Origin of the sequence: Leifsonia sp. fls2-241-R2A-40a, assembly GCF_030209575.1 — a bacterium.
In the GTDB taxonomy this organism is placed as follows: Bacteria; Actinomycetota; Actinomycetes; order Actinomycetales; family Microbacteriaceae; genus Leifsonia.
Genome location: NZ_JARVRS010000001.1, coordinates 3,180,967 through 3,206,605, shown reverse-complemented (window position 1 = coordinate 3,206,605; position 25,639 = coordinate 3,180,967). Strand labels below are relative to the sequence as shown.

At 69.9% G+C, this 25,639-nt stretch carries 25 protein-coding genes and 1 tRNA gene; 15 read left to right on the top strand and 11 right to left on the bottom strand.

The window, feature by feature from the left end:
- Positions 1–54: 54 nt before the first annotated feature.
- Together QRN40_RS15835 and QRN40_RS15830 are read left to right on the top strand one after the other, a co-directional pair.
- A complete protein-coding gene (locus tag QRN40_RS15835) occupies positions 55–1,734 on the top strand; it encodes a bifunctional 3'-5' exonuclease/DNA polymerase (RefSeq protein ID WP_285116777.1) in 1,680 nt (559 codons plus the stop codon).
- Positions 1,735–1,801: 67 nt separating this feature from the next.
- A complete protein-coding gene (locus QRN40_RS15830) occupies positions 1,802–2,677 on the top strand; it encodes a DUF1684 domain-containing protein (RefSeq protein WP_285116776.1) in 876 nt (291 codons plus the stop codon).
- On the opposite strand, the gene QRN40_RS15825 is transcribed toward QRN40_RS15830, so the two are convergent.
- Positions 2,674–3,270, bottom strand: coding sequence for a PadR family transcriptional regulator (locus tag QRN40_RS15825; RefSeq protein ID WP_285116773.1), 597 nt, complete (start codon positions 3,268–3,270; stop codon positions 2,674–2,676). The genes QRN40_RS15830 and QRN40_RS15825 overlap by 4 nt on opposite strands.
- 185 nt (positions 3,271–3,455) lie before the next feature.
- Between QRN40_RS15825 and QRN40_RS15820 the strand changes: the two genes are divergently transcribed.
- The gene (locus tag QRN40_RS15820) at positions 3,456–3,959 is read left to right on the top strand and encodes a DUF3145 domain-containing protein (protein WP_285116772.1); all 504 of its coding nucleotides are present in this window, start codon (positions 3,456–3,458) and stop codon (positions 3,957–3,959) included.
- A 122-nt stretch (positions 3,960–4,081) separates the two neighbouring features.
- On the opposite strand, the gene QRN40_RS15815 is transcribed toward QRN40_RS15820, so the two are convergent.
- The 6 genes from QRN40_RS15815 to aceE form a co-directional block, all read right to left on the bottom strand.
- Positions 4,082–5,317, bottom strand: coding sequence for a beta-ketoacyl-[acyl-carrier-protein] synthase family protein (locus QRN40_RS15815; protein ID WP_285116770.1), 1,236 nt, complete (start codon positions 5,315–5,317; stop codon positions 4,082–4,084).
- Between the two features lie 110 nt (positions 5,318–5,427).
- A complete protein-coding gene (locus QRN40_RS15810) occupies positions 5,428–5,679 on the bottom strand; it encodes an acyl carrier protein (RefSeq protein WP_021765217.1) in 252 nt (83 codons plus the stop codon).
- Between the two features lie 46 nt (positions 5,680–5,725).
- Positions 5,726–6,730 (bottom strand): beta-ketoacyl-ACP synthase III, encoded by a 1,005-nt coding sequence (locus QRN40_RS15805; RefSeq protein ID WP_285116762.1) that lies wholly within the window; start codon positions 6,728–6,730, stop codon positions 5,726–5,728.
- Positions 6,730–7,650, bottom strand: a complete 921-nt coding sequence (locus QRN40_RS15800) for an ACP S-malonyltransferase (RefSeq protein WP_285116760.1) — start codon at positions 7,648–7,650, stop codon at positions 6,730–6,732. Before QRN40_RS15800 ends, QRN40_RS15805 begins: the two co-directional genes overlap by 1 nt.
- A gap of 84 nt (positions 7,651–7,734) precedes the next feature.
- Positions 7,735–8,949 carry a PucR family transcriptional regulator gene (locus tag QRN40_RS15795; RefSeq protein WP_285116759.1) on the bottom strand — a complete coding sequence of 405 codons (1,215 nt, stop codon included), beginning with the start codon at positions 8,947–8,949 and terminating at the stop codon, positions 7,735–7,737.
- An 8-nt stretch (positions 8,950–8,957) separates the two neighbouring features.
- Complete coding sequence (gene aceE, locus QRN40_RS15790) at positions 8,958–11,684, bottom strand: pyruvate dehydrogenase (acetyl-transferring), homodimeric type (RefSeq protein WP_285116758.1); 2,727 nt, start codon at positions 11,682–11,684, stop codon at positions 8,958–8,960.
- Between the two features lie 201 nt (positions 11,685–11,885).
- Between aceE and QRN40_RS15785 the strand changes: the two genes are divergently transcribed.
- The gene (locus QRN40_RS15785; RefSeq protein WP_285116756.1) at positions 11,886–12,356 is read left to right on the top strand and encodes a peroxiredoxin; all 471 of its coding nucleotides are present in this window, start codon (positions 11,886–11,888) and stop codon (positions 12,354–12,356) included.
- Between the two features lie 127 nt (positions 12,357–12,483).
- Positions 12,484–12,556: transfer RNA gene (locus tag QRN40_RS15780), tRNA-Val, on the top strand.
- On the opposite strand, the gene QRN40_RS15775 is transcribed toward QRN40_RS15780, so the two are convergent.
- Positions 12,516–13,151, bottom strand: a complete 636-nt coding sequence (locus tag QRN40_RS15775; RefSeq protein WP_285117513.1) for a TetR/AcrR family transcriptional regulator — start codon at positions 13,149–13,151, stop codon at positions 12,516–12,518. The two genes, QRN40_RS15780 and QRN40_RS15775, sit on opposite strands and share 41 nt — an antisense overlap.
- Before the next feature lie 99 nt (positions 13,152–13,250).
- Here QRN40_RS15775 and QRN40_RS15770 point away from each other — a divergent pair, with 99 nt between their 5' ends.
- The 6 genes from QRN40_RS15770 (at position 13,251) to QRN40_RS15745 (ending at position 19,963) form a co-directional block, all read left to right on the top strand.
- The gene (locus QRN40_RS15770; RefSeq protein WP_285116755.1) at positions 13,251–14,570 is read left to right on the top strand and encodes an MFS transporter; all 1,320 of its coding nucleotides are present in this window, start codon (positions 13,251–13,253) and stop codon (positions 14,568–14,570) included.
- Positions 14,571–14,607: 37 nt separating this feature from the next.
- Positions 14,608–16,890 carry a glycoside hydrolase family 3 C-terminal domain-containing protein gene (locus QRN40_RS15765; protein ID WP_285116754.1) on the top strand — a complete coding sequence of 761 codons (2,283 nt, stop codon included), beginning with the start codon at positions 14,608–14,610 and terminating at the stop codon, positions 16,888–16,890.
- 82 nt (positions 16,891–16,972) lie between these two features.
- The gene (locus QRN40_RS15760; RefSeq protein ID WP_285116752.1) at positions 16,973–17,725 is read left to right on the top strand and encodes a methyltransferase; all 753 of its coding nucleotides are present in this window, start codon (positions 16,973–16,975) and stop codon (positions 17,723–17,725) included.
- Between the two features lie 66 nt (positions 17,726–17,791).
- A complete protein-coding gene (locus QRN40_RS15755; RefSeq protein WP_285116751.1) occupies positions 17,792–18,859 on the top strand; it encodes a zinc-ribbon domain-containing protein in 1,068 nt (355 codons plus the stop codon).
- Between the two features lie 104 nt (positions 18,860–18,963).
- The gene (locus QRN40_RS15750) at positions 18,964–19,392 is read left to right on the top strand and encodes a VOC family protein (protein WP_285116750.1); all 429 of its coding nucleotides are present in this window, start codon (positions 18,964–18,966) and stop codon (positions 19,390–19,392) included.
- A 16-nt stretch (positions 19,393–19,408) separates the two neighbouring features.
- On the top strand, positions 19,409–19,963 hold the full coding sequence (locus tag QRN40_RS15745) for a universal stress protein (RefSeq protein WP_285116749.1): 555 nt from the start codon (positions 19,409–19,411) through the stop codon (positions 19,961–19,963).
- Between the two features lie 47 nt (positions 19,964–20,010).
- On the opposite strand, the gene QRN40_RS15740 is transcribed toward QRN40_RS15745, so the two are convergent.
- The gene (locus tag QRN40_RS15740; protein ID WP_285116748.1) at positions 20,011–20,235 is read right to left on the bottom strand and encodes a hypothetical protein; all 225 of its coding nucleotides are present in this window, start codon (positions 20,233–20,235) and stop codon (positions 20,011–20,013) included.
- Between the two features lie 158 nt (positions 20,236–20,393).
- On the opposite strand from QRN40_RS15740, the gene QRN40_RS15735 reads away from it, so the two are divergent.
- Positions 20,394–21,236 (top strand): class II glutamine amidotransferase, encoded by an 843-nt coding sequence (locus tag QRN40_RS15735; protein WP_285116747.1) that lies wholly within the window; start codon positions 20,394–20,396, stop codon positions 21,234–21,236.
- Between the two features lie 46 nt (positions 21,237–21,282).
- On the opposite strand, the gene QRN40_RS15730 is transcribed toward QRN40_RS15735, so the two are convergent.
- Positions 21,283–21,771: an FBP domain-containing protein gene (locus tag QRN40_RS15730; protein ID WP_285116746.1), complete on the bottom strand. Its 489-nt coding sequence runs from the start codon at positions 21,769–21,771 to the stop codon at positions 21,283–21,285.
- Between the two features lie 318 nt (positions 21,772–22,089).
- Here QRN40_RS15730 and QRN40_RS15725 point away from each other — a divergent pair, with 318 nt between their 5' ends.
- A complete protein-coding gene (locus QRN40_RS15725; RefSeq protein ID WP_285116745.1) occupies positions 22,090–22,479 on the top strand; it encodes a RidA family protein in 390 nt (129 codons plus the stop codon).
- A 26-nt stretch (positions 22,480–22,505) separates the two neighbouring features.
- Here QRN40_RS15725 and QRN40_RS15720 read toward each other — a convergent pair whose 3' ends face one another.
- A complete protein-coding gene (locus QRN40_RS15720; RefSeq protein ID WP_285116744.1) occupies positions 22,506–22,736 on the bottom strand; it encodes a hypothetical protein in 231 nt (76 codons plus the stop codon).
- 141 nt (positions 22,737–22,877) lie between these two features.
- Between QRN40_RS15720 and QRN40_RS15715 the strand changes: the two genes are divergently transcribed.
- Positions 22,878–24,803 carry a bifunctional diguanylate cyclase/phosphodiesterase gene (locus QRN40_RS15715; RefSeq protein ID WP_350224763.1) on the top strand — a complete coding sequence of 642 codons (1,926 nt, stop codon included), beginning with the start codon at positions 22,878–22,880 and terminating at the stop codon, positions 24,801–24,803.
- A 21-nt stretch (positions 24,804–24,824) separates the two neighbouring features.
- Positions 24,825–25,568 (top strand): class I SAM-dependent methyltransferase, encoded by a 744-nt coding sequence (locus QRN40_RS15710; RefSeq protein WP_285116740.1) that lies wholly within the window; start codon positions 24,825–24,827, stop codon positions 25,566–25,568.
- Positions 25,569–25,639: the final 71 nt, after the last annotated feature.

Genomic DNA, 25,639 nt, shown 5'->3' with positions numbered 1-25,639 from the left:
ACGATCCGCGTGCAAGCGAACCGCCGTGTCGGCGGCCGCACAGAGAATGGGAGGGTGCACATCCTCCTCGAGCGCGCCGAACCCGGCGTCGTCCACGCCACGCGGCTGGGCGAGACGGAGAGCGCTGAGGCCGTTGCCGCCGAAGACGTCGCGGCGTTCGTCCGCCGTGAGGAGAGGGCGACCGACCGTCCGCGCTGGGTCTGGGACGACACCCGTGCCTGGTATCCGGCCCTCTTGGCCGCGGGCGTCCGCGTCGAGCGCTGCGTCGACCTCCGGCTCTGCCACGCCATCCTCCGCAACTCGACGCTCAGCGCGGGCAGCGCTCTCGCCGCCGCCGAACCCGGTCACTGGGATGCGGTGGCCGAACCGGAAGCGGAAGCACCGGTGGTGCACACCACGCTCTTCGAGCTCGACGAGGCGACGCCTGCCGGCGCCGTCGAGCGGCCGTCCTCCCGCGCCGAGTTCGCCGCTCAGGAGGACGCCGTCGCCACGAGCAGCGACCCGCGACGGCTGCGGCTGCTGCTCGCCGCCGAGTCGGCGGGCGCCCTCATCGCCGCCGAGCTGCAGTACGCGGGGCTCCCGTACCGCGCCGACCGCCACGACGAACTGCTCACCGGCCTGCTCGGCCCCCGCCCGTCGTACGGGCGTCCTGCGATGCTGGATGCGCTCGCCCACGAAATCCGCGGCCACCTGGATGCGCCCGAGCTGAACCCCGACAGCCCGCCCGATCTCCTCAAAGCGCTGCAGCGGGCGGGCATCATGGCCACCTCCACGCGTTCCTGGGAGCTGCGGCGTGTCGAGCATCCGGTCATCGACCCGTTGCTGCGGTACAAGAAGCTGTCGCGCCTCCTCACCGCGAACGGATGGACGTGGCTCGACGCGTGGGTGCACGAGGGCCGCTTCCGCCCCGACTACCTGCCCGGAGGCGTCGTCACGGGCCGCTGGGCCACCCGTGGCGGCGGCGCCCTGCAGCTGCCGAAGCAGGTGCGCGGGGCCGTAGTCGCCGACCCCGGGTGGAAGCTCGTGGTCGCCGACGCCGCCCAGCTCGAGCCGCGCATCCTCACCGGGCTGTCCGGCGACCAGGCGATGGCGGCCGCCGGTCGCGGCAAAGACCTCTACGAGGGGATCGTCGCCTCGGGAGCCGTCGAGGAGCGCGCCCAGGCGAAGGTCGCCATGCTCGGGGCCATGTACGGCGCGACGACCGGCGAGAGCGGACGGCTGATGCCGCGGCTGACCCGGGCGTTCCCGCACGCCGTCCGGCTGGTCGAGGAGGCGGCCCGCGCGGGGGAGCGCGGCGAGAAGGTCACCTCGCGCCTCGGCCGCAGTTCGCCGGTTCCCGGCCGTTCCTGGATGGCCGCGCAATCCGCCGCCTCCGCTCCCGACTCGACGGAGGCCGACGAGCGCCGCGCCCGCAGCCAGGCGCGCGACTGGGGCCGGTTCACCCGCAACTTCGTCGTGCAGGCGAGCGCCGCGGAATGGGCGCTGTGCTGGATGGCGGAGCTCCGCAACAGGCTCACCGCTCTGACACCGGAGGCGACCCTCACCGAGTCCCCGCACCTGGTGTACTTCCTCCACGACGAGGTCATCGTGCACACTCCGGAGGCGCTGGCGGAGCCCGTCGCCGTCGCCGTCCGGGAATCCGCGGAGCAGGCCGGCCGGTTGCTCTTCGGGGCGTTCCCGGTGGAGTTCCCGGTCACCGCAGCGATCGTCGACACCTACGCGGAGGCGAAATGAGGCGGCGTCCGGAATGCCCGAGTGTCGGAGTTGGTTGTCACCACAGACCTGGCTGAGGATGGAGACCATGACCGACACCGCCACCGCACGCGACAACGCCGACAGCAACGACACGCCCCGGACCGACCCCGATTCGGTCCTCGCGCGCTACCGGGCGCGTCGCGAACAGGCGGTCACCGCGCCGCAGGGCAACCTGGCGCTGGTCAACACCCAGTGGATCACCGGCGACCCCGACTCCGAGCAGCCGGTGTGGGGCGTTCCCGGCCTGTGGTCGCCGCTGCCGAAGGGCGAGTCCGGCCTCAAGCTGACCGCCGCCGCCACCGACAACATCTTCGTGGACGACGTGCTGGTCGACGGATCCGCGATCGTCCGCGGCAAGGACGACCCGAACCCGGGCGCGATCCGCTTCGGCGACACCCAGACCGGCTTCGTGATCGCCAGCGAAGAGGGCGACTACGCCCTGCGCGTCTGGGATGCGAACTCCGAGGCCATCCAGGAGTTCGGCTCGATCGACGCCTTCCCATTCAACCCCGAGTGGATCATCAAGGCCGACTTCGCCCCGATCGAGGGCGGCAAGACGATCGGGTTCGAGCACCTGAAGGACGACGGGGCGACCCGCGACATGGTGATCCCCGGCGAGATCACGTTCACCAAGGACGGCGTCGACTACAACCTGGCCGCCTTCAAGGCCGGCCGTGCCCTCCAGCTCGTGTTCGCCGACACCACGAACGGCGACAGCACCTACTCGGTCGGCCGCTTCCTGTTCGTCGTCCCGAACGAGGACGGCACCGTCACGCTCGACTTCAACCTCGCGGTGCTCCCGCCGTGCGCATTCAGCTACAACTTCAACTGCCCGCTCCCGCCGGCGCAGAACCGGTTCGCCGTGCCGATCGAGGCCGGCGAGAAGAACGTCCTGAACAAGCAGGGCGAGCTGCTCCACTAGGTCGCCGCCGGCTGCCCTTCGGCGCTCGGCGTCGTCTCCGCTGCGGGGCGGCGCCCACGCCGCGGTCGGTCGGGGGAGCGGTGCTGGATGAGCGCTCCGGGATGCGCGCGGAGCGCCGCTGCCACTTCGTCCAGCCACTCGATGGCCGCTTTCGCGCCCAATTCGCCCGCGCGATTCGCGGCGAGGAGGGCGCGCGAGTCGGCCTCATGCGACAGGTAGCGGATCCTCTCGGCGAACGCCGCTCGATAGTCGTCGACGATCGCGACGGCGTCCACGCCCTCCAGCGACGCGGCGATGAGCACCTGGTCCTGCATCTCGTCCCAGTCCGGGCGGGTGTCCGCCGGACCTCCGCTGAGCCACGCCGTGGCCGCTTCGCGTCCTGCGGGCGTCAGTTCGTAGAGCGGCAGCCCGTCGTCCGTGGCGCCCGCCGACGCCACGAGCCCCTGGTCGGTCATCCGATCGAGGGTGGAGTACACCTGACCGGGATTCAACTGCCGCCGGTGCGCAGCCCGGCACAGGAACTCGCTCTGCAGCTGCGAGCCGTACGCGGGGCCCTGCGTGAGCAGCGCCAGGAAACCGTTCTGGACCGACATACTCGGTATGGTATTCGGGTCGGCGTTCGCAGGGCGAGCGAATCGCCGAATCACAATCTTGTAACTACCCGCGGTTCTCAGGCATAATCGTGGCAACGCGCGCGAGCGCAACCAATTTCATACGCCGAAGCAACTCATCCGGTCCTGGTCGTAGGGGAAGACGCACCAACGAACGGAGGAGAACCATGTCGGCACAAACAGCTCGAGGGGTGCTCTACGTGCACTCCTCTCCCGGCGCGCTCTGCCCACACATCGAGTGGGCGGCGGGACGCGCTCTCGGTCGCGCCGTCAACTTCACGTGGGAGACGCAGCCGGTACTCAAGGGCTCGCAGCGCACCGAGTTCTTCTGGGACGGCCCGCAGGGCACGGGCGCACGTCTGGCGTCCGCTCTGCGCGGGTGGGAGCACCTGCGCTACGAAGTCACCGAGGACGCCGGCCACGGCACCGACGGCGGCCGGTGGATGCACACCCCCGATCTCGGCATCTTCTTCGCGCAGGTCGACACCGCCGGCAACATGGTGGTGCCGGAGGACCGCATCCGCTACGCCATGGAGATCGCCGGGTCGAACACGCTCGAGTTGCACCGCGAGCTGCGCCTCGCCCTCGGCCAGGCGTGGGACGACGAGCTGGAACCGTTCCGTCACGCCCACGACGACACCTCGGTCATCTGGCTGCACAACGTCGGCTGATCCGAACGACTCCCGCGGCGGGCCCGGCACTCCCGCCCGCCTGCGGTGAACAGAGAAGGCCCCGGTCCGAGGACCGGGGCCTTCCTGCTGTCCGGGTCAGCCGCGTCCGCGGCTGCCGACGCTCAGTAGCTGCGGAACGCCGCGACGGCGTTGTGGCCGCCGAAGCCGAACGAGTTGCTGATGACCAGCTGCGGGCCGTCCCCGAGCGGCTGGGGAGTGCTCTTCACCTGCAGCGGGATGGCCGGATCCATCTCGGTGATGTTGATGGTCGGCGGCGCCTGGCGGTCGCGGATCGCGAGGATCGAGAACACCGCCTCCAGTGCGCCGGTCCCACCGAGCAAGTGACCGGTGGATGCCTTGGTCGCCGACACCGGGATGCCGTGCACGCGCTCACCGAAGACCTCGCGCAGCGCCACGTACTCGGACGGGTCGCCGACCGGCGTGCTGGTCGCGTGCGCGTTGATGTGGGTGACGTCGTCCGGTGACGCCCCTGCCGCCTTCAGCGCCAGGTTGACGGCACGGCTGGCGCCGCGGCCCTCGGGGTCGTTCGCGGTGATGTGGTACGAGTCGGCGGTGACGCCACCGCCGGCGAGCTCCGCGTAGATGCGAGCGCCGCGGGCGAGCGCGTGCTCCTCGGTCTCGAGCACGAGACTGGCCGCACCCTCGCCCATCACGAAGCCGTCGCGGTCGACGCTGTACGGGCGCGACGCGGTCGCGGGGGAGTCGTTGCGGCGCGAGAGCGCCTGCATCGACGAGAAGGAGGCGACCGTGATCGGGTGGATGGCAGACTCGGTCCCACCGGCGATGATGACGTCGGCGAGCCCGGCCTGCAGGTGCTCGTAGGCGTTGACGATGGACTCGGTGCTCGATGCGCACGCGGAGGCGACGGTGCGCGCGAAGGCGCGGGCCTCGAAGTGCATCGACACGGCGGCGGAGGCCGCGTTCGGCATGAGCATCGGAACGGTCATGGGAAGCACGCGGCGCGGTCCGCGCTCGCGCAGGGTGTCCCACGCATCCAGCAGGGTCCACACGCCGCCGATGCCGGTGGCGTAGTCGACGCCGAGGCGCTCGGGGGCGACGTCGGGACGTCCCGCGTCCTCCCAGGCCTCCATGGCGGAGATGAGGGCGAACTGGCTGGACGGGTCGAGGCGCTTGGCGACGGGGCGCTCGAGCACCTCCTCCGGGCGCACCTTCGCCTCGGCGGCGAACGTGACCGGCAGTTCGTACTTGGCCACCCAGTCGTGCTCCAGCGAGCGGGCGCCGGACGTGCCGGCGAGCAGCTCGGCCCAGCTCTCGGGGGCGGTGCCACCGAGGGGCGAGGACGCACCCATACCGGTGACGACGATCTTCTTGGTCATAACGGCAACTCTCCGTGAGAAAGAAACAGGAGCGCGCTCAGCAGAGCGCGTTCGCACGCGCGGGCGGCGACGGAACCGGCGCCGCCCGCGCGGAAGTTTCTTGGCGGCGCTTAGGCGTCCTGCGCCTTGACGATGAACTCGACCGCGTCTCCGACGGTCTTGAGGTTCTTCACCTCTTCGTCCGGGATCTTGACGTCGAACTTGTCCTCGGCGTTGACCACGATGGTCATCATCGAGATGGAGTCGATGTCGAGGTCGTCGGTGAACGACTTGTCCAGCTCAACCGTGTCGGTCGCGATACCGGTCTCGTCGTTGATGAGCTCGGCCAGGCCGGCAAGAACTTCTTCGGTGGACAATGCCATGGTTTTTCTCTCCTTGGGGGGGGTGTCGTTTTGACCGTGGAACAGTCTAGGGCAGCACGACGACCTGCGCGCCGAACACCAGCCCGGCGCCGAAGCCGATCTGGAGGGCGAGGCCGCCGCTCAACTCCGGGCGTTCCTGGAGCAGTCGGTGGGTGGCGAGAGGGATCGACGCGGCGGACGTGTTGCCCGTGGTCTCGATGTCGCGGGCGATCGCGACGGTCTCCGGCAGCTTCAGCTGCTTGGCGAACTCGTCCACGATCCGCATGTTCGCCTGGTGCGGGATGAACGCGGCGAGCTGGTCGGCGGAGACGCCGGCCTCGTCGAGCGCCTGCTTGGCGACCTTGGCCATCTCCCAGACGGCCCAGCGGAAGACCGTCTGGCCCTCCTGGCGCAGGGTCGGCCACGGCTTGCCGCCGTCGCGGTACTCGATGAGCGTGTTGCCCATCCCGACCGCGTCGGCCTTCGAGCCGTCGGAGCCCCACACCGTCTTCGCGATACCGGGGTAGTCGCTCGGGCCGATCACGACCGCTCCTGCTCCGTCTCCGAGGAGGAACGAGATGGTCCGGTCGGTCGGGTCGACGATGTCGGACAGCTTCTCGGCGCCGACGACGAGCGCGTAGTGCGCGGCGCCGGTGCGGATCAGTGCATCGGCCTGGGCAATGCCGTAGGCATATCCGGCGCACGCGGCGTTCATGTCGTAGGCCGCTGCGGGGTTCGCGCCCACCCGGTCGGCGAGCACGGCGGCGATGGACGGGGTCTGCTGCACGTTGGACACCGTGGCGACGATGACGGCGTCGATCAGCTTCGGGTCGACGCCCGACTTCTCGATCGCCTCCTTGGAGGCCTCGGTCGCGAGGTCGACGGCGAGAACGTCGGCGCTGGCGCGGGTGCGCGTGATGATGCCGGTGCGCTGGCGGATCCACTCGTCGGACGAGTTGATCGGGCCGACCAGATCGTCGTTCGGCACGACCACGTCGCCGCGGGCGGCGCCGATCGAGAGGATGCGCGTGTACTGCGGGCCGTGCGACTGCTGCAGGGTGGGGTGAGTCATCAGGCCTCCTGGTCGATGAGGTCGAAGGCGGCGGGCAGGTCGTCCGGCGTCTTGATGGCGACGGTCGGGACGCCCTTCAGTCCGCGCTTGGCGAGACCGACGAGGGCGCCCGCGGGTGCGACCTCGATGAGTCCGGTGACACCGGCTGTCTGGAACGCCTGCATGTCGAGGTCCCAGCGGACGGGCGACGACACCTGGCCGACCAGCAGGCGGAGGAACTCGGCGCCGTCGGTCACCTCCGAGCCGTCCTTGTTCGTCCAGAGCCGGAGGGTCGGGTCGTTCGTCGTCAGGGTGGAGGCGAACTGCTCCAACGCGGGGACGGCCGGGGCCATGTAGCGGGTGTGGAAGGCGCCGGCGACTTGCAGCGGGATGACGCGTGCGCGGGCCGGCGGGTTCTCGGACAGCTGGGCCAGCGCATCCAGGGCGCCCGCGACGACGATCTGGCCGCCGCCGTTGTGATTGGCGGGGGAGAGGCCGAGCTCGTCCAGCCGGGCGAGCAGCTCCGTCTCGTCGGCGCCGATCACGGCGCTCATGCCGGTCTGCGCCTCGGCGGCGGCACGAGCCATGGCGGCGCCGCGCTCGCGCACGAAGGCGACCGCATCCGTCTCGCTGAGCACGCCCGCTCCCGCGGCGGCGGTGAGCTCGCCGACCGAGTGGCCGGCGATGCCGCCGACGCGCTCACGGCGTCCGTCAGCGAACAGCGCTGAGAGGGTGAGGAGCCCGGCGGCGACGATGAGCGGCTGGGCCACTGCGGTGTCGCGGATGGTGTCGGCGTCGCTCACGGTCCCGTGCGCGACCAGGTCGATGCCGACGGCGTCGGAGATGCCGGTGAGCTGATCGCGGAACGAGGACTCTGCGAGCCAGGGGTCCAGGAAGCCCGGGGTCTGGGATCCCTGCCCGGGGCACACGATGACGATCACGGTTTCCAGTCTGCCAATCTTCCGCCGAGCGGATGTGTCGAAGGGATACGAAGTATCCGTGGATGCTTTGTGGTTGTCTACAACTCAGGCGCCGCGGCGGGTCGAATCCGGCTCGTTGATGGAACCGACGATGAGCGCCGCCTGCAAGATCAGCGCCTCCCGGGCGCCGGTCGCATCCCACCCGATCACCTCGGAGACGCGCTTGAGGCGGTACCGAACGGTGTTGGGGTGGACGAACAACTCGCGGGCCGTCGCCTCCAGCGACCGCCCGTTGTCGAGGTAGCACCAGAGGGTCGTGAGCAGTTCCGTGGAGTAGCCCTGCAGCGGGCGGTAGATGCGGCTGATCAGGGTCGCGCGGGCCAGGCCGTCGCCCGCCAGGGCGCGCTCGGGCAGCAGGTCGTCGGCATGCACCGGACGCGGGCAGTTGCGCCACGCCTTGGCGACCGCGAAGCCGGCGAGAGCGGCCTTCGCGCTCTTGGACGCATCCACGAGGCTCGGGACCTCGTGACCGAGCACCAGGTGCCCGGCGCCGAAGCCCGGCTCCAGCTGCTGGGCGATCTCCATGAAGGACACGATCGGCGCGGGGCCGATCTGGTCCTCCGGCGTGCTGTTGCTCGGCCAGGCGCGACCGATGACCAGCACCAGCCGACTGCCCTGCACCCCGATGAGCACATCCGCCGACATGTGCCGCGCAGTGCGCCGCAACTGGTCGACGTCGAGCATCTTGGGCGCGGTGCCGACCAGGACGCTGACCTCGCCGTGGCCGTGCCAGCCGAGCGCCGCGATGCGGCTGGGCAGTTCGTCGTCGTACTCCCCGGTAAGGATGCTGTCGACGACGAGCGCCTCCAGGCGTGCGTCCCAGAGTCCACGGGCCTCGGCGGCGCGCGCGTAGACGTCGGCCGCCGCGAAGGCGATCTCGCGGGAGTACAGCAGGATGGACTCCCGCAGGTCCTCGCCGCCGCCCGACTTCACGCGCTCCTCGACCACCTCGACGGTGATCTTGATGAGCTGCAGCGTCTGCTGCAGGCTCACGCTGCGGAGCAGCTCGCGCGGAGCGGCCCCGAACACGTCCGCGGCGATCCACGGGGTCGACCGCGGGTCGTCGTACCAGGAGATGAACGAGGAGATGCCCGCCTGGGCCACCAGGCCGACGGCGCTGCGTCGGCCCGGTGGCATGTCGCGGTACCAGGGAAGGGTGTCCTCGAGTCTCTTGAGCGTGGTCGTGGCCAGCTCACCCGAGATCTTGCGCAGCCACGCGAGCGTCTCGGGCTTCGTCCTCTCCACCGGCGTGCCGGGCACGGGGGCCGTTACGCCTCGCCGCCCGCCGAGCCGGTGGTGCCGGCGTTCACGTCGTGCAGCAGGTACTTCTCGATCGCCCACGCGGGGGCGTTCGGGTCGACCTGGCCGCGGGCCGCGAGCATTTCGAGCGTCCGGACAACCATCGACGGGCCGTCGATCTTGAAGAACCGGCGTGCGGCGGGGCGGGTGTCCGAGAAGCCGAAGCCGTCGGCGCCGAGCGTGGCGTACTCACCGGGCACGAACTGCCGGATCTGGTCCGGGACGGCGTGCTCGTAGTCGGTGACGGCCACGAACGGGCCTTCCGCCTCCTGCAGCTTGCGGGTGACGTAGGGCACCTGCTTCTCCTGCTGCGGGTAGAGGAAGTTGTGCTCCTCCGCCTGCAGGCCGTCGCGGCGCAGCTCGCTCCACGAGGTGACGCTCCAGACATCGGCGGACACGCCCCAGTCCTGGGCCAGCAGCTGCTGGGCTTCGAGGGCCCACGGCACCGAAACGCCCGACGCGAGCAGCTGGGCCTTGGGGCCCTGGTTGTCGGCGGGGCGGAGGCGGTGGATGCCGCGGACGATGCCGTCCACATCCACGCCCTCGGGCTCGGCCGGCTGCACGATCGGCTCGTTGTACACCGTGAGGTAGTACATGACGTTCGGGTCCGGGTGGTTGCCGCCGTACATCCGCTCGAGGCCGGCGCGCACGATGTGCCCGATCTCGTAGCCGTACGCCGGGTCGTACGCGACGACCGCGGGGTTCGTGGAGGCGAGCAGCGGGGAGTGGCCGTCGGCGTGCTGCAGGCCCTCGCCGGTGAGCGTGGTGCGGCCGGCGGTGGCGCCGATGAGGAAGCCGCGCGCCATCTGGTCGCCCGCGGCCCACAGGGCGTCGCCTGTGCGCTGGAACCCGAACATCGAGTAGAAGACGTAGACCGGGATGAGCGGCTCGCCCTGCGTCGAGTACGACGTGCCGACGTTGGTGAATGCGGCGACCGCACCCGCCTCGTTGATGCCGACGTGGATGATCTGGCCCTGCGGGCTCTCCTTGTAGGCCAGGAGGAGCTCGCGGTCGACCGACGTGTAGTGCTGGCCGTTCGGGTTGTAGATCTTCGCGTTCGGGAAGAACGCATCCATGCCGAAGGTGCGGGCCTCGTCCGGGATGATCGGGACGATGCGGTGACCGAAGTCCTTCGACCGCAGCAGGTCCTTCAGCAGACGGACGAACGCCATGGTGGTCGCGATCTCCTGCGTGCCGGACCCCTTCTTGGAGATGGCGTACGCCGAGTCGTCCGGGAGGTTCAGCTGCGTGTACTTGGCGCGGCGCTCCGGGACGTAGCCGCCCAGGTCGCGGCGGCGCTCGTGCAGGTAGCGGATCGTCTCGTCCTCGGCGCCCGGGTTGAAGTACGGCGGGAGGTACGGGTTCTCCTCGAGCTGCGCGTCCGACACGGGGATGCGCATGGCGTCGCGGAACGCCTTGAGGTTGTCGAGCGTCATCTTCTTCATCTGGTGGGTCGCGTTGCGGCCCTCGAACGACGGACCGAGGCCGTAGCCCTTGATGGTCTTCGCGATGATGACGGTCGGCTGGCCGGTGTGCTCCACGGCCGCCTTGAAGGCCGCGTACACCTTGCGGTAGTCGTGGCCGCCGCGCTTGAGGTTCCAGACCTGGTCGTCGCTGTAGTCCTTGACGAGCTCCAGCGTCCGCGGGTCGCGTCCGAAGAAGTTCTCGCGGACGTACGCGCCGTTCTCGGTCTTGTAGGTCTGGTAGTCGCCGTCCGGCGTCTGGTTCATGAGGTTGACCAGCGCGCCGTCCGAGTCGCGGGAGAGCAGGTCGTCCCACTCGCGGCCCCAGATGACCTTGATGACGTTCCAGCCGGCGCCACGGAAGTAGCTCTCCAGCTCCTGGATGATCTTGCCGTTGCCGCGGACCGGGCCGTCGAGGCGCTGCAGGTTCGCGTTGATCACGAAGGTCAGGTTGTCGAGCTTCTCGTTGGCCGCGACCTGGAGCTGACCGCGCGACTCGACCTCATCCATCTCGCCGTCGCCGAGGAACGCCCAGACGTGCTGGTCGGACGCGTCCTTGATACCGCGGTTGGTGAGGTACTTGTTGAGCTGCGCCTGGTAGATCGCATTGATCGGGCCGAGACCCATCGACACGGTCGGGAACTGCCAGAACTCGGGCATGAGCCGCGGGTGCGGGTAGCTCGAGAGGCCGCCGCCGGCGTGCGACTTCTCCTGGCGGAAGCCGTCGAGCTGGTCGGCGCTCAGCCGGCCCTCGAGGAACGCACGGGCGTAGACGCCGGGGGAGGCGTGGCCCTGGAAGAAGACCTGGTCTCCGCCGCCCGGGTGGTCCTGGCCGCGGAAGAAGTGGTTGAAGCCGACCTCGAACAGCGTCGCGCTGGAGGCGTAGCTGGAGAGGTGGCCGCCGACGGCGATGCCGGGGCGCTGGGCGCGGTGCACCATGACGGCGGCGTTCCACCGGATCCAGGCGCGGTAGCGGCGCTCGATCTCCTCGTCGCCGGGGAACTCGGCCTCGTTCTCGGGGGAGATGGTGTTGATGTAGTCCGTCGTCGGAACCATCGGCACGCCGACGTGCAGATCCTTGGAGCGCTTCAGCAGGCTGAGCATGATCTCGCGAGCACGCTCATGGCCATGGGCCGCAACCAGTTGGTCGAGGGATTCCTGCCATTCGGCGGTCTCCTCCGGGTCCGAATCGATGTTATTCACCGAGTACGGGTCCTGGTCGTTTACAGTCACCCTCGACCTCTTTCTTGTGTCGGATGGATCGTGGACAGGCCACAACGCTGTCGGGTCTCGACAAGCGTGGGCACCATCGTTCAGCCTAGCCTCACTCGACGGGTGCTCGTGACCGTCGCTTGGCACTCCCACACGCGGGGTCTATGCTCGGTTCTCGTGCCTGCGCGCGAGCCACGCCGCGCCGGCGTGAAAGGACAACCGATGGCACTCGAGAACGACACCCTGGCTCCCGACTTCGAGCTCCTCAACCAGTACGGGGAGACCGTGCGGCTGAGCGACTTCCGTGGACGCAAGGCGGTGGCGCTGGTCTTCTTCCCTCTCGCCTTCTCCGGCACCTGCACGGGCGAGCTGTGCGAACTGCGCGACAACATCGGCCTGTTCGAGGACCACCGCGTGGAACTGCTGGGCATCTCCGTCGACTCCAAGTACACGCTGCGCGCGTGGGCCGAGCAGGAGGGCTACACGTTCTCCCTGCTGGCCGATTTCTGGCCGCATGGTGAGATCGCCAAGGAGTACGGGGTGTTCCTGGGCGAGAAGGGCATCGCCAACCGGGCGACCTTCCTGATCGACGAGCGCGGCATCATCCGCGCCTCCTTCATCACCGCCCCCGGCGAGGCCCGCTCGATCGCCGCGTACCGCGCCGCGCTGGACCGGCTGCCCGCGCACGTCTGACCGCGGTCGGCGAAAAGGGAGGACTTTCCGCTGAGCGGTCGCCGATCCGTCCTCCGTTTCCCTCCCCGCCCCGGCGAGTCGGGCTGAAACTCCTCCGTTCTTCACCCGCTAGGCTGGTCGGCATCCCGGGCCTTTAGCTCAGCTGGTAGAGCGCCACGTTTACACCGTGGATGTCGTCGGTTCGATCCCGGCAGGGCCCACCGTTTGCGACACCCCCAGCAGCGCGAACAGCGCATCCACTGCCGCCGGCATGTCGACGGTCGGGTCCTGGAGCCACTGCAGCTGCATCCCGTCCGAGACCGCTTGGATCAGGCGGGCCAGCGTGGCGGCGTCGACGGCGGACGTCATACGGCCGGCCTCCTGCTCGTCGGCCACCGCGCGAGTGAACAGCTCCCGCAGAGTGCCGCTCCGCTCCACGAAGTAGTCGTGCGCGGGATGCGACGCGTCGCCGGCCTCCACCGCCAGGCGTGAGAACAGCTGGACGAGGCCGGGCACCTCGGCGTTGTGCCGGACGACGCCGACGAAGCCCTCGCGGATGCGCTGCAGCGACGGTGCACCGTCGACCTCGCCGAACCGCCGCGAGTCCACCTCGTCACGCTTGCGCAGGATCGCCGTGAACAGCTCATCCTTGCTGTCGAAGTAGTGCAGCAGCCCGGCCTGGCTGAGTCCGACCGCCTCAGCCAATTCCTTCACCGAGGCGCCGTGCCAGCCTTCGCGCGCGATCACCTCGAGCGCGGCCTCCAGGATCTCCTCGCGCTTCGCCACACCCTTCGCATACGCGCCTCGTCGTGCCATGCTCCGAGCATAAACCCGAGCGACGCTTGCTTTTTGAAAACCGAGTGACGTAAGGTTTTGCCACCATCCACGGTGGATGGTGAGAGGAACCCTTCGACAATGACGTCAGACACCTCCGCCCCGGTCGGCGATCCCGCCGCCGAACCGGTCGCACCCGTCACCACGAATACCTTCGTCGGCACCGCCTCCGGCAACGACGACCCGCCCACGCCGATCAAGGGCCTCCGCCGCCTGATGGTGTGGATCATCCCGGCCAACCTCGGCATCTACATGATCTGGGGAGCGCTGCCCGGCATCCTGCTTCCGCAGCAGATCACTCAGCTCTTCGGTCAGAAGGACCAGGTCGCCAACCTGGCGATCGTAGCGACCATCGGGGCGTTCGCGGCCATGGTGGCGCAGCCGATCGCCGGGCAGATCTCGGACCGGACGCGTTCGCGGTTCGGCCGCCGCGCGCCGTGGATCCTCATCGGCGCCCTCGCCGGTGGCCTGTCGCTGGTCGGTCTCGCCTTCGCGAACAGCCTGGTCGGCGTCATCATCGCCTGGACGCTGGTGCAGGTCTCGTACAACTTCGCCCAGGGCCCGCTGACCGCCGTCATGCCGGACCGCGTACCGATCAAGCGCCGCGGCACGTTCGCCGCGCTCTCCGGCATCGGGCTGATGGTGGGCGCGCTGGGCGGCTCGATCATCGGGGCCCTCTTCTTCAACAGCATCGCCGTCGGCTACGTCTTCTTCGCGGTGTTCTCGCTCGTCATCCTGAGCCTGTTCGTGCTCGCCAACCCGGACTACTCCAGCGAGCGTCTCGCACGGGAGCCGTTCACCCTCGTCGAGTTCCTCAAGACGTTCTGGGTGAATCCGGTGGCGCATCCGGACTTCTTCTGGGCGTTCACGGGGCGACTGCTGCTGTACACCGGGTACTTCTCCGTCACCGGGTTCCAGCTGTTCCTGCTCTCCAACTACTTCCACGTCCCGCACCCGGAGCAGGTGATCCCGCTGCTCGGGCTGCTGAGCCTCGTCGGCATCATCATCTCGACGGTCGTCGCGGGCCCGCTCTCCGACCGGATCGGTCGCCGCAAGCCGTTCGTGTTCGCCTCCGCGGCCGTCGTCAGCCTCGCCTTCCTCCTGCCGTGGCTGTGGCCCGACCTGACGGCGTGGGTCATCATGACGATCATCGCCGGATTCGGGTTCGGGATGTTCCAGGCCGTCGACACCGCGCTGATGAGCGAGGTGCTGCCGTCGGCGAAATCGTTCGCCAAGGACTTGGGCGTCGTCAACATCGCGGCCACCCTGCCCCAGACGCTGGCACCGGGCGTCGCCGGCGCGATCATCCTCGTCTTCGGCTACAGCGCGCTCTTCCCTGTCGCCATCGTGCTCGGCATCCTGGGTGCCGTAGCCGTCTGGCCGATCAAGGCGACCCGCTGAGCCGCATACGTTCGACTCTCCCATCGAAAGGAAACCCATGACCGACACCACCACCTCCGGGCCGGCGGCCGACCTGTCCGCTCTCACCGTCGAGCAGAAGGCCGCACTCACCAGCGGCGAGAGCTTCTGGCGCACCAAAGCGGTCGGCGACATCCCGTCCGTCATGCTGACCGATGGCCCGCACGGCCTGCGCAAGCAGCGCGAGGGCGGCGACCACCTGGGCATCGGCGACAGTGTGCCGGCGACCTGCTTCCCACCTGCCGTGGCTCTCGGGTCCTCCTGGGATCCGGAGCTGGCCGAACGCGTCGGCACGGCCCTGGGGGTGGAGTCGTCCATCGAGGATGTGGCGGTGATCCTGGGCCCGGGCATCAACATCAAGCGCTCCCCGCTGTGCGGCCGCAACTTCGAGTACCTCAGCGAGGACCCGATCGTGTCAGGCGTGCTCGGCACCGGGATCGTGCGCGGCATCCAGTCGCAGGGCGTCGGCGCTTCGCTGAAGCACTTCGCGGCGAACAACCAGGAGGACGACCGGATGCGCTCCTCGTCCGATGTGGACCCGCGCCCGCTGCGCGAGATCTACCTGCGCGGGTTCCAGCGCGTCGTCGAGGAGGCGCAGCCGCACACGGTCATGTGCTCGTACAACCGGATCAACGGCGTCTTTGCCTCCGAGAACCGGTGGCTCCTGACGGACGTGCTGCGCAGCGAGTGGGGCTTCGACGGCCTCGTCGTGTCCGACTGGGGAGCGGTCAGCGATCGGGTGGCCGCGCTGAGCGCCGGGCTCGACCTCGAGATGCCGGGCAACGGCGGCCAGTCGGATGCACGGATCGTCGCAGCGGTCGCCGACGGCAGCCTGGACGAGGCCGCGCTGGATGCGTCCGCTCAGCGCAATGCCGACCTCGCCGTGCGCTGGGCGGCCACTCCGCGGGTCGATGGTCCGCTCGACGTGGAGGCGCACCACGCGCTGGCGCGGGAGGCTGCGGCCCGCTCGATCGTGCTGCTCAAGAACGACGAGGTGGAGGGCGCTCCGCTTCTCCCGCTCCGCGACGACCGGTCCATCGCCGTCATCGGCGCGTTCGCCGAGAAGCCGCGCTATCAGGGCGCCGGCTCGTCGATGATCCACCCGACGCGACTGGATGACGCGCTCACGTCCATCCGCGCTGTCGCTCCGCAGGCGGCGTACGCGCCGGGCTTCTCGCTCGCACCGGACGCGCCGGTGGAGGAGACGCAGCGCCTGCGCGAGGAGGCCGTCGCGGCCGCGGCCGCGGCCGACGTCGCGGTGGTGTTCGCCGGACTGCCCGCGCGGCTGGAGTCGGAAGGCTACGACCGCGACGACATCGACCTCCCCGCGGACCAGCTGGCCGTGATCGAGGCCGTCGCCGCGGCGAACCCGCGGACCGTGGTCGTGCTGTCGAACGGCGGCGTGGTCGCCCTGCCGTTCGCCACGAGTGTTCCGGCCATCGTCGAGGCGTGGTTGCTGGGACAGGCGGGGGGATCGGCCACCGCCGACGTGCTGTTCGGGGACGTGAGCCCCTCCGGCAAGCTGACCGAGACCATCCCGCTGCGGCTGGAGGACACCCCCGCCTTCCTCAACTTCCCCGGCGAGGAGGGACACGTCCGCTACGGCGAGGGCATCTTCGTGGGGTACCGCTGGTACGACGCGCGCAAGCTGGAGGTGGCATACCCGTTCGGCCACGGCCTCTCGTACACGACGTTCGGCTACGGCGACGCGACGGTGTCGGAAGGTGCCGGCGGCGATCTCGACGTGCGCGTCACGATCACCAACGCCGGCGAGCGGACCGGACGCGAGATCGTGCAGGTCTACACGTCGCTTCCCGAGTCGCGAGTGCAGCGCGCGCCGCGCGAGTTGAAGGGGTTCGTCTCGGTCGAACTGGCGGCGGGGGAGTCGCGTGAGGTCGTCATCCCGGTGCGGCGCGACGACCTCGCGTACTGGGATGTGCGCGCCGAGCGCTGGATCGTCGAGGGCGGCGAGTACGTGGTCGAGGTGGCTGCCTCGAGCCGTGACGTCCGCGCGACGGCGACGGTCGCGGTCTCCGGCGACGAGGTGCGGTTGCCGCTGACGCGCGAGTCGTCCCTCGGCGAGGTGATGGCGCATCCCGTCGCAGGGCCCCTGGTGCAGTCGGCCCTCGCCGGTATGGCGCAGATGCTCGAAGGGGCGTCCGCGATCATGCCGGAGGGTGTGTCGATGGACCGCATGATGGCCTCGTTCCCGATCGGCCGGATCGGCATGATGGCGGGCGGACAGGTCACCCCCGAGATGATCGACGGACTGCTGGCCGCGGCGAACGCGCCGCTGCAGTAGCGCATCCACTGGTCCCGACACGCCGTCGCGGCGCTCTCCGTGACGGCGTGTCGGGACCACTCGTTTTCGGTACCCTGTCGGCATGCCCGAGGGAGCGTACCGCTGGTTCGTCTACGCCGAGCTCGCCCTCGCGGCGGTGACCTTCGTCGCGCTGCAGTTCGTGGTCGCGCCCTACGGCGGGCGGCACGGGCGTGGCGGGTGGGGACCGACGGTTCCCGCGCGCGTCGGCTGGCTCGTGATGGAGGCGCCGGCGTCCGTCCTCTTCGTCGTCTTCTACCTGCTCGGGTCGCACCGGTGGGAGCCGGTCCCGCTGCTGTTCCTGCTGCTCTGGCAGGTGCACTACGTGTACCGGGCGTTCGTCTATCCGTTCCTGATGCGGTCGGGTTCGCGGATGCCGGTCCTTGTGATGGGTCTCGCCATCCTCTTCAACGTGCTGAACGCCTGGGTCAACGCACGATGGATCTCGGAGTACGGGACCTACCCGGTCGCCTGGCTCGCCGATCCCCGGTTCTGGATCGGCGCGGCGCTGTTCGCCGGCGGACTGACGCTGAACGTGCGGTCCGACCGCACCCTGCGCCGGCTGCGACGGACCGGGGACGGGTACCGCATCCCGGCCGGCGGAGGATTCCGGTACGTGTCGAGTCCCAACTACCTCGGCGAGATGATCGAGTGGACGGGATGGGCCGTCGCAACGTGGTCGCTCGCGGGCACGGCGTTCGCGCTGTACACGATCGCCAACCTGGCGCCGCGCGCGTTCGCGAACCAGCGCTGGTACCGCGAGACGTTCCCCGACTACCCGCCCGAGCGGCGCGCGCTCCTCCCGTTCCTGCTGTGACGCGGGCGTCGCACGCCCGATGACGGTGGTCGTGCTTACGCTGGCAGGCGAGGGAAGGGACGGGCAGTGCCGGAGAGCGTCGAGCAGTGGTGGGCGCGCCGCCAATGGTCGAAGGGCGTCGCCGTGCCCTACCCGATCGGCAGCTACCGCACCGACTGGGAGCGCTACCCGGTGCTCATCCGCCAGTACCATCCGGACCTCAACCACGGGATCACGCTGACCCAGGTGCCGCCCGCTGCCGACGTCTTCCTCGTCTGGGAGTGCGACTCCGGGCATAGGTTCGTCGCGACGCCGGAGGAGCAGCGGTCGCGGCCCGGCGGGACCCGGCGCCGCTCCGCATGGTGTCCGCAGTGCGCAGAGGCGGCCGCTCCGAGGCCGGTGCGCATGCCGGAACCGGATGCGGGCGTCCACAGCTGCGGCCACGCACGCGATCTGCGGAGGATCGAGAACGACCCGCACGACGATCGCTGCTACCTCTGCCGGCGGCTCGATCGGGAGTCGCTCACCCGCGAGCAGCTGGTCACGATGGCCGCGCCCGGGTCGCGGGTCGCCGTCTCGGCCGACAACGGCACGGCGACGAAGCATTCGTGGCAGTGCGACGCCGGTCATCCGTCCTACCAGGCCAGCATCGAGCGGATCCTCGGGGGGAAGCGCTGCCCGATCTGCCGCCACGCGCGCGGCGGCGCGGACGCGGTGGCGGTCGGCGATGCGTTCGTCAGCCGCTGGGCCCCGGTGCCCGCGTCGGCCGCAGAACCGGAGTTGAAGCGCCGGCTGGCCGAGCGACTCGACCTCGACCTCGGGATGAACGCGGTGCGCGTCGCCAAACCGTTCCACTCCCACCTGGAGGTCTGGCCCGACATCCTGCTGCGGGAGCTGAAGGTCGCCATCGAGTACGACACCACCGGGCGGCACGGGCTCGAACACGTCGGGCCGCGGGAGGCGTCGGACCGTCGCAAAGACCGCCTGCTGCGGTCGGCGGGCTGGGAGGTCGTGCGGGTGCGGTGCGGCAAACTGCAGCCGATCGGGCCGTACGACGTGTCGGCAGGGGCCGTCAACGACGGGCTGGTGGACCGCATCCTGTCGCGGCTGGGGGAGATCCGCGGCGATCTCTTCGTCGCCGCCTATCTGCGCTGAGCCGTGCCCGCATTTCCGCGCATCCGGGCTCTGGCAGACCGCTCCGAAGCCTCGCTACGCTGGGCGGCGAACCGGCATCCGCAAGCTCTCACGAGGAGGACATCATGCCGTCCACACTGAACCCGTACCTCAATTTCCGCGCGTCCGCGCGCGAAGCCATGGACTTCTACCAGTCCGTCTTCGGTGGGGAGGTGCAGCGCAGTACCTTCGCCGAGTTCCAGATGGCCCAAGACCCGGCTGACAACGACCTGATCATGCACTCGCAGCTGACCTCGCCGTCGGGCTTCACCCTGATGGCGGCCGACGTCCCCGAGCACATGGAGCTCAACCAGGGCAACAACATCAGCATCTCGCTGAGCGGAGACGACGAAGCCGAGCTCACCGGCTACTGGGAGAAGCTGGTCGACGGCGGCACCGTGATCGAGCAGCTCGCCAAGGCGCCCTGGGGCGACAGCTTCGGGATGGCCATCGACCGCTTCGGCATCCAGTGGCTGGTGAACATCGCAGGAACCCCTCAGGGGGCCGCCGGGTAGGCGCGCGGTCGCGACGATGGGCGACGTGCACCGCGAGGCGCAGGACCAGGGCGACGCTGCGCCGTCGATGGAGGGAGCGGTCGTCGTCGGCGTTCACCGCGGCCAGTCCACGACGGTGGTCGCGGAGGCCGCGCGACTCGCCGACGAACTCGGCCGGCCGCTGCTCTGCGGATACGTGGGCGAGGACACCTATCTGGCCGAGTGGGACAAGCCGGATGCGGTGGCTGAGGAGTCACTGCATCCCACTGCCGTCGGCGCAGGCGACGGGGAGGCCGCGCTCGCGCTCTCGACAGCGATCGGCGAAGCGCTCGACGAGGTGCGCGACGACAGACCGCCACCCAGCTGGGCGCTGCGGCTGCTCGCGGGCGACCCGGCGAAAGCTCTCGGACGGCTGGCGTCGGAGGTGGATGCGCGCCTGATCGTCGTGGGCACGCGCCGGAGGGGCATGGCGAGCGCGCTCGAAGACCGGCTCGCCGGATCCGTCGCCGCGCGCCTCGCGCACGATCAGCTCATCCCGGTGGTCGTCGTCCCCGTGGACACGAAGGACCGCGGGCAGGAGTCCTTGGCGTAGGACCCCAGACCCACGCGTGGGCGCTCGGGTCGCTCACGCGTGGGTGGTCAGGAGTGCAGTTCGCCTAACGCGGCGTCGAAGGAACGGAAGTAGGTGCGCCGGCCCGGACGGCCGATCTGCGTCACCTCGAACATCCCGTCGAGCTGCAGGATGAAGCCGACCAGCGGCGGCGCGCCCTCGGCCGCGGACCGGGTGTCGCTGACCCGCCACTCCCGGTCCGAGATCTCCGACACCTCCAGCCCCTGCCGGAGAAACCGCACGTGCGTCTTCATGACTCCAGCAAAGTCGAACGAGCAGTCCGGGGCCAGACCTTGACACGCCCGGGACGACGTGTGTGGTCGTGCGCTGGCTCGGAGAGTGCTGTATTCCCGAGCAACCGCCCCGGGGGTTACTGTTCAGCCGTTCATCACCGATCGCCGAGGAGGTCGTCATGTGTCGTTGGCTCGCGTACTCGGGGGAACCGCTGAAACCCGCGGAGCTGATCCTGGATGCGCAGCATTCGCTGGTCGCTCAGTCGCTCAACTCACCCCTCGGCACGGAGACCGTGAACGGTGACGGGTTCGGGTTCGGCTGGTATCCCGAGGATCCCAGCCGCGGGAACATCCCCGCGCTGTTCCACAGCATCGAGCCGGCCTGGCACGACGAGAACCTCCGCGAGCTGACCAACGCGATCGCGAGTCCGCTGTTCTTCGGCCACGTCCGCGCCGCGGCCGGACCCCCGATCCAGCAGACCAACTGCCACCCGTTCCGTTACGAGAACTGGCTGTTCATGCACAACGGCTTTTTCGACGGCTTCTCCGTGATGAAGCGCGACCTCGTACTCGCCGTCGACGAGTCGCTCTTCCCGCTCATCCACGGCACCACGGACTCCGAGACGCTCTTCTACGTGGCGCTGACGATGGGTCTGCGCGACGACCCGATCGCCGGACTCGGGAAGGCGCTCCGCTTCGTCGAGGCGACCGGTCAGCGACGGGGGATCCGGTTCCCGGTGCAAGGCACCTTCGCCGTCTCGGATGGACGCACCCTCTGGGCGTTCCGGTACTCGACGGAGCATCGCAGCCGCTCGCTCTTCCATTCGGAGACCATCCCCGAACTGCGCGAGATGTATCCGGACGCCGCCCGGCTGGAACTCTTCGGCGACCACGCCAAAGTGGTCGTCTCGGAACCGCTGAACAACATGCCTGGCGCGTTCATCGAAGTCCCGGAGAGCACCGTGGCCATCCTCGACGACGACGGCTACCGCCACGAGCCCTTCCTGGAGGAGGCCGCCTGAGCGGTCCGCCTCCTCCAGCCGGGGTCACGGTCCGGAGGGGGTGGGGTCAGTCCTCGGCCCGCACCCGGCGGACGAAGGCGTCGACGTGCTCGCGCAGCGCCTCGATCCGGTGCAGGCGCGCGGCGTCGACGTCGAACCCGACGTAGGCCGTGGCCGGGCGCCGTCGCACGTTCGCGGAGCACTCGAATGCGTCGCAGACGAGCGTGCCGAGGGTGTTGCCGTTGCGTCCGGCCTTCCCCGCACGTTTCGCGATGAAGAACACGACGTCGTTCGGGAGGGTGACGTCCTCGCACCAGGAGCATTGGGGGCGCGACCGCACCCGTCCGTCCGCCTGCTTGAGGAGGACGCCGACGGGCTCGCCGTCGATGACGGAGACGACGTAGCCGAGGCCGGGCTGCTTGCGGTCGCGCCAGCCGAGGAAGTCGAGGTCGTCCCAGCGCAGCTGCGCCAAGTCCGGGAGGGTCAGTTCCTTGCGCTCGCGCTGGGACGCGTTGACGAAGGAGGAACGGAGCTGTTGCTCGGTCAGGGGAAGCATGGATGAACGCCTGTCTGTCGGGAAGTGTCATCGGCCGGCGCACGGGCAGGCCGATGGTCGGAGAGGGCCGTCCGCGGGCATGCCGCAGCGGCCTGTTCGCGCCGGTGGCGCGGGGAATCACCGAAAGGGGACAGCGCTATCTCGCGCCGGCGCTGAGCGCGCCGACGACCTCCAGACGCCCGGCGACCGCGAAGGGCGCAGCAGGCTGAGAGACCAGCGGGTTCACGACTCCAGTCTATCCGGCGTCTTCGGGGAGGATGCCGAGTGGATGTCGGTGGTCGGCGTCAGACTCATGCCGTCACCGATGAAGGGATGCACATGTCCGAGTCGCTTGTCGCCATCGACCCGCCGGAGCTCTTTCGCAGCCCGGCCTTCGCGCAGGGGATGATCCTGCCCGAGGGACCGATCCTGATCGTCGGGGGCCAGAACGGCGTGGATGCGGAGGGCGCGCTCCTCGACGGGCTCCAGGCGCAGACGGAACAGGCCCTGCGCAACCTCCTCGCCGTGCTCGCCGAGGCCGGCAGCGGGCCGGAGCGGGTCGGCAAGCTGACCATCCACCTGGCGCCCGGCATCGACCCGACCGACGCCTACGGTGCGACCCGGACGGTGTGGGGAGACCACCGCACCGCGGTGACGGTGCTCACGGTGGCTCCGGCCCGGCCGGGAGCGCTGGTGGAGATCGACGCGATCGCATCGGTCCCGCGCTGAGAGCGCGGGGACTCGTCCGGGAGGCGCTACTCGTCCCGGGCGTCCGGTGCGTCGAACTCCGACACTTCCTCGACGATCTCCTCGCCCTGCTGGCCGGTGTCGTCGCGTCCGCCGTCGTCGGCCGCCTCGTCGCCGGTCGGACCGGTGCGGAACGCGCCCGTGCCTTCGTCGAGCGTGCCCTCGCCGTCGGGGTATCCCGCGTCGTCGGGGTATTCCTCGCCGCCCGGGGCGCTTCCGGTGTTCGTAGCGTCGTTCATGCGCATCCCTCCTCGTCGTGCCGTCATCATCCTCCCGGCAGTGGTCGCGGCACACCCCTCGGCCGCCCGCCCCATGCCCTCAGGAGGTTCGGGGCGACGTACTTCGCGGTCGGCCGTGTCAGACCCGTGCACTAGGGTCGAGTGGTGGTGGATGGTGGTGCCGTGCCCGACGCGTCGGAGCGTCAGCGGCTCGAAGAATGTGTCAAAGAGCCGATTCGGACCCCGGGGCGTATCCAGTCGTTCGGGATGCTGTTCGTGGTGAACGTGCCGACCTACGAGATCGTCACCGCCAGCGAGAACGCGGCGCAGTGGCTGGGCCGTTCGGTGTCGGAGCTCGGCAGCCCGACCCTCGAGTGGAGCGTGGCGGCCGCGACGCACGGCGACCCGATCCGGGTCGACCTGCATGGCGAGCCGTACGACGCGATCACCAATCGCGTCGGCGAGCAGGTGCTCATCGAGCTGGAGCCGGCGAACGGCACGCCCGACCTGCCCACTGCGTCGGTGGTCGGCGCCATCCGGTCGCTCGGCCTGCTGGCCGGAGCGGATGAGCTCCGCCAGGCCGCGGCCGAGGAGGTCAAGCGGATCAGCGGCTTCGACCGCGTCATGGTCTACCGCTTCTTCGAAGACGGTCACGGCGAGGTCGCGGGCGAGGCATCGGAGCCGGACATGGAGTCGTACCGGGGGCTGCACTTCCCGGCGTCCGACATCCCGCAGCAGGCCCGCGCGCTCTACCTCACGAAGCTGTCGCGGCAGATCGTCAGCACCGAGGATCAGGGGACCCCGTTGGTGTCCGTCGACGAGGGCGTTCCGCCGCTCGACCTGAGCGGCGCCGAATTGCGCGCCGTCTCGCCGCACCACCTGCAGTTCATGCGCAACATGGGTCAGGCGTCGACCGTCTCCTTCTCGCTGATCCACGACGACCGGCTGGTCGGGATGATCACCTGCGCGCACCGCACCGAGCGGCGCATGCCCGTCCTGCTACGTCGCGCGCTGGAGGTGTTGGCGACCCAGCTGACCCTGCAGCTCGCCGCTCTCGAGTCCATCGCGCAGCTCCGTCGCGACCTCACCATTCGGGAGCAGCGGACGGCCGTGCTCTCCGGGATCCCCGCATCCGACGATCCGCTGCTCGCGCTCGTGGAGGGCGGGGACGAACTGTGCCGGCTCGTCGGGGCGGACGGCGCCATCCTCGTGATCGACGGGGTCAGCCGCAGTGTCGGCGAGGTGCCGCTCACCGACCGGAGACTGCTGCTCTCCGCGGTGGGCATCGAGCCACTCCAGACGCACGAACTTGAGCGGACGCATCCGGCCCTCGCGACTCTCGTGCCCGGCTTCGCCGGTCTCCTGGTGGTCCCGGTCGGCACGCGCGGAGTGCTCCTGTTCTTCCGGCACGAGGTCACCCGGGTGATCCGCTGGCTCGGCGACCAGACGCTCGCGAACCGCGACACGCCGCTGTCGCCCCGGCGCTCGTTCTCCTCGTGGAGCCAGAGCGTCGAGGGGACGTCCGCACCGTGGGGCACGATCGCCGAGGAGGCGCGTGAACTGGGCCGCGACCTGGCGCGCGCGCTCGACCGGCGGCAGGAGGCGCGGCTGGCTCAACTCGCCCTCATCGACCACCTGACCGGGCTGCATAACCGGCGCTCGTTGGAGCGCCGCCTGGAGTCCGCGGTCGCGGAGGGGCAGGGCGGCGTGCTGCTGTTCCTCGACCTCGACGGCTTCAAGTCGATCAACGACCGGCACGGCCACGAGACCGGGGATGCGGTGCTGCGCGCGATCGCCGAGCGCTTGACCGAGGGCAGCCGGGCGACCGACGTGATCTCCCGTCTCGCCGGCGACGAGTTCGTCGTCCTCAGCGGGGGAGTCGGGCAGGAGGTCGGGGAGCGCTTCGCGTCGCGCCTGATCGAGGAGATCGCGCGACCCATCCAGACGGCGCGCGGGGAGATGACCGTGACCGCGTCCTGCGGTGTCATCGTCATCGAGCCGGAGCTGACGGCGAAGCAGCTGCTCGACGCGGCGGATGCGGCGATGTACCGCGCCAAGAAGATGGGTCGCAACCGCACCTCGCTCTGATGCGCGAGTAGAGTCGCGCCCGTGCCCGACCCGATGCACTTCGACCGGCATGCCGACCTCTACGACCGCGCGCGGCCGCCGTATCCCGACGCGCTCTGGCAGCGGCTGACGTCGCTCGGCCTGCTCGCCGCGGAGCACCGCGCCCTCGATCTGGGCGCGGGCACCGGGCAGGCGACCGAGCGGCTGGTCGAGGCCGGAATGCGGGTGACCGCGGTCGAGCCTGGTGCGGCTCTTGCGGTGCGACTCCGGGAGCGCGTGCCCTCGGCGCGTGTGCTGCAGACGTCGGCGGAGGAGGCCGAGCTAGCCCCAGGATCGTTCGACCTCGTCACGGTCGCGACCGCGATCCACTGGTTCGATCTGGATGCGGTGCTGCCAAAGCTGCACGCAGCGCTCGCGCCGGGCGGCCGCTTGGCCGTCTGGCGGAACGTCTACGGGGACACATCCGTGCCGCCGACACCGTTCCGCCGCCGGCTGGAGGCCATCGTCGCCCAGCGCGACGCGCCACCGCGTCCGGGCCCGGGTGAGCTGGAGACCGCCCGCTGGGCGAGGCTCCTGGAAGCCGACGGTCTATTCGCGACCACGGAGGTCGCCGAGTTCCACTGGCGCATCGACCTCGATGCGGATGCCGTCCGCGGGCTGTTCACGACCTTCAGCGACTGGTCGGCGGACGAGGCGGAGGAAGCCGCCCGAGCCGTGCGAGACCTCGGCGGGACGGTGACCGAGCACTACCTCACGCCCCTGATCGTGCTGGCCCGCGTCGGTTGACCGCGGATCTCGCGCCTGCGGCCTGTCGAATCGGCGCCCTTCCATTCGACGTCAAGGCAGGAGATCATCCA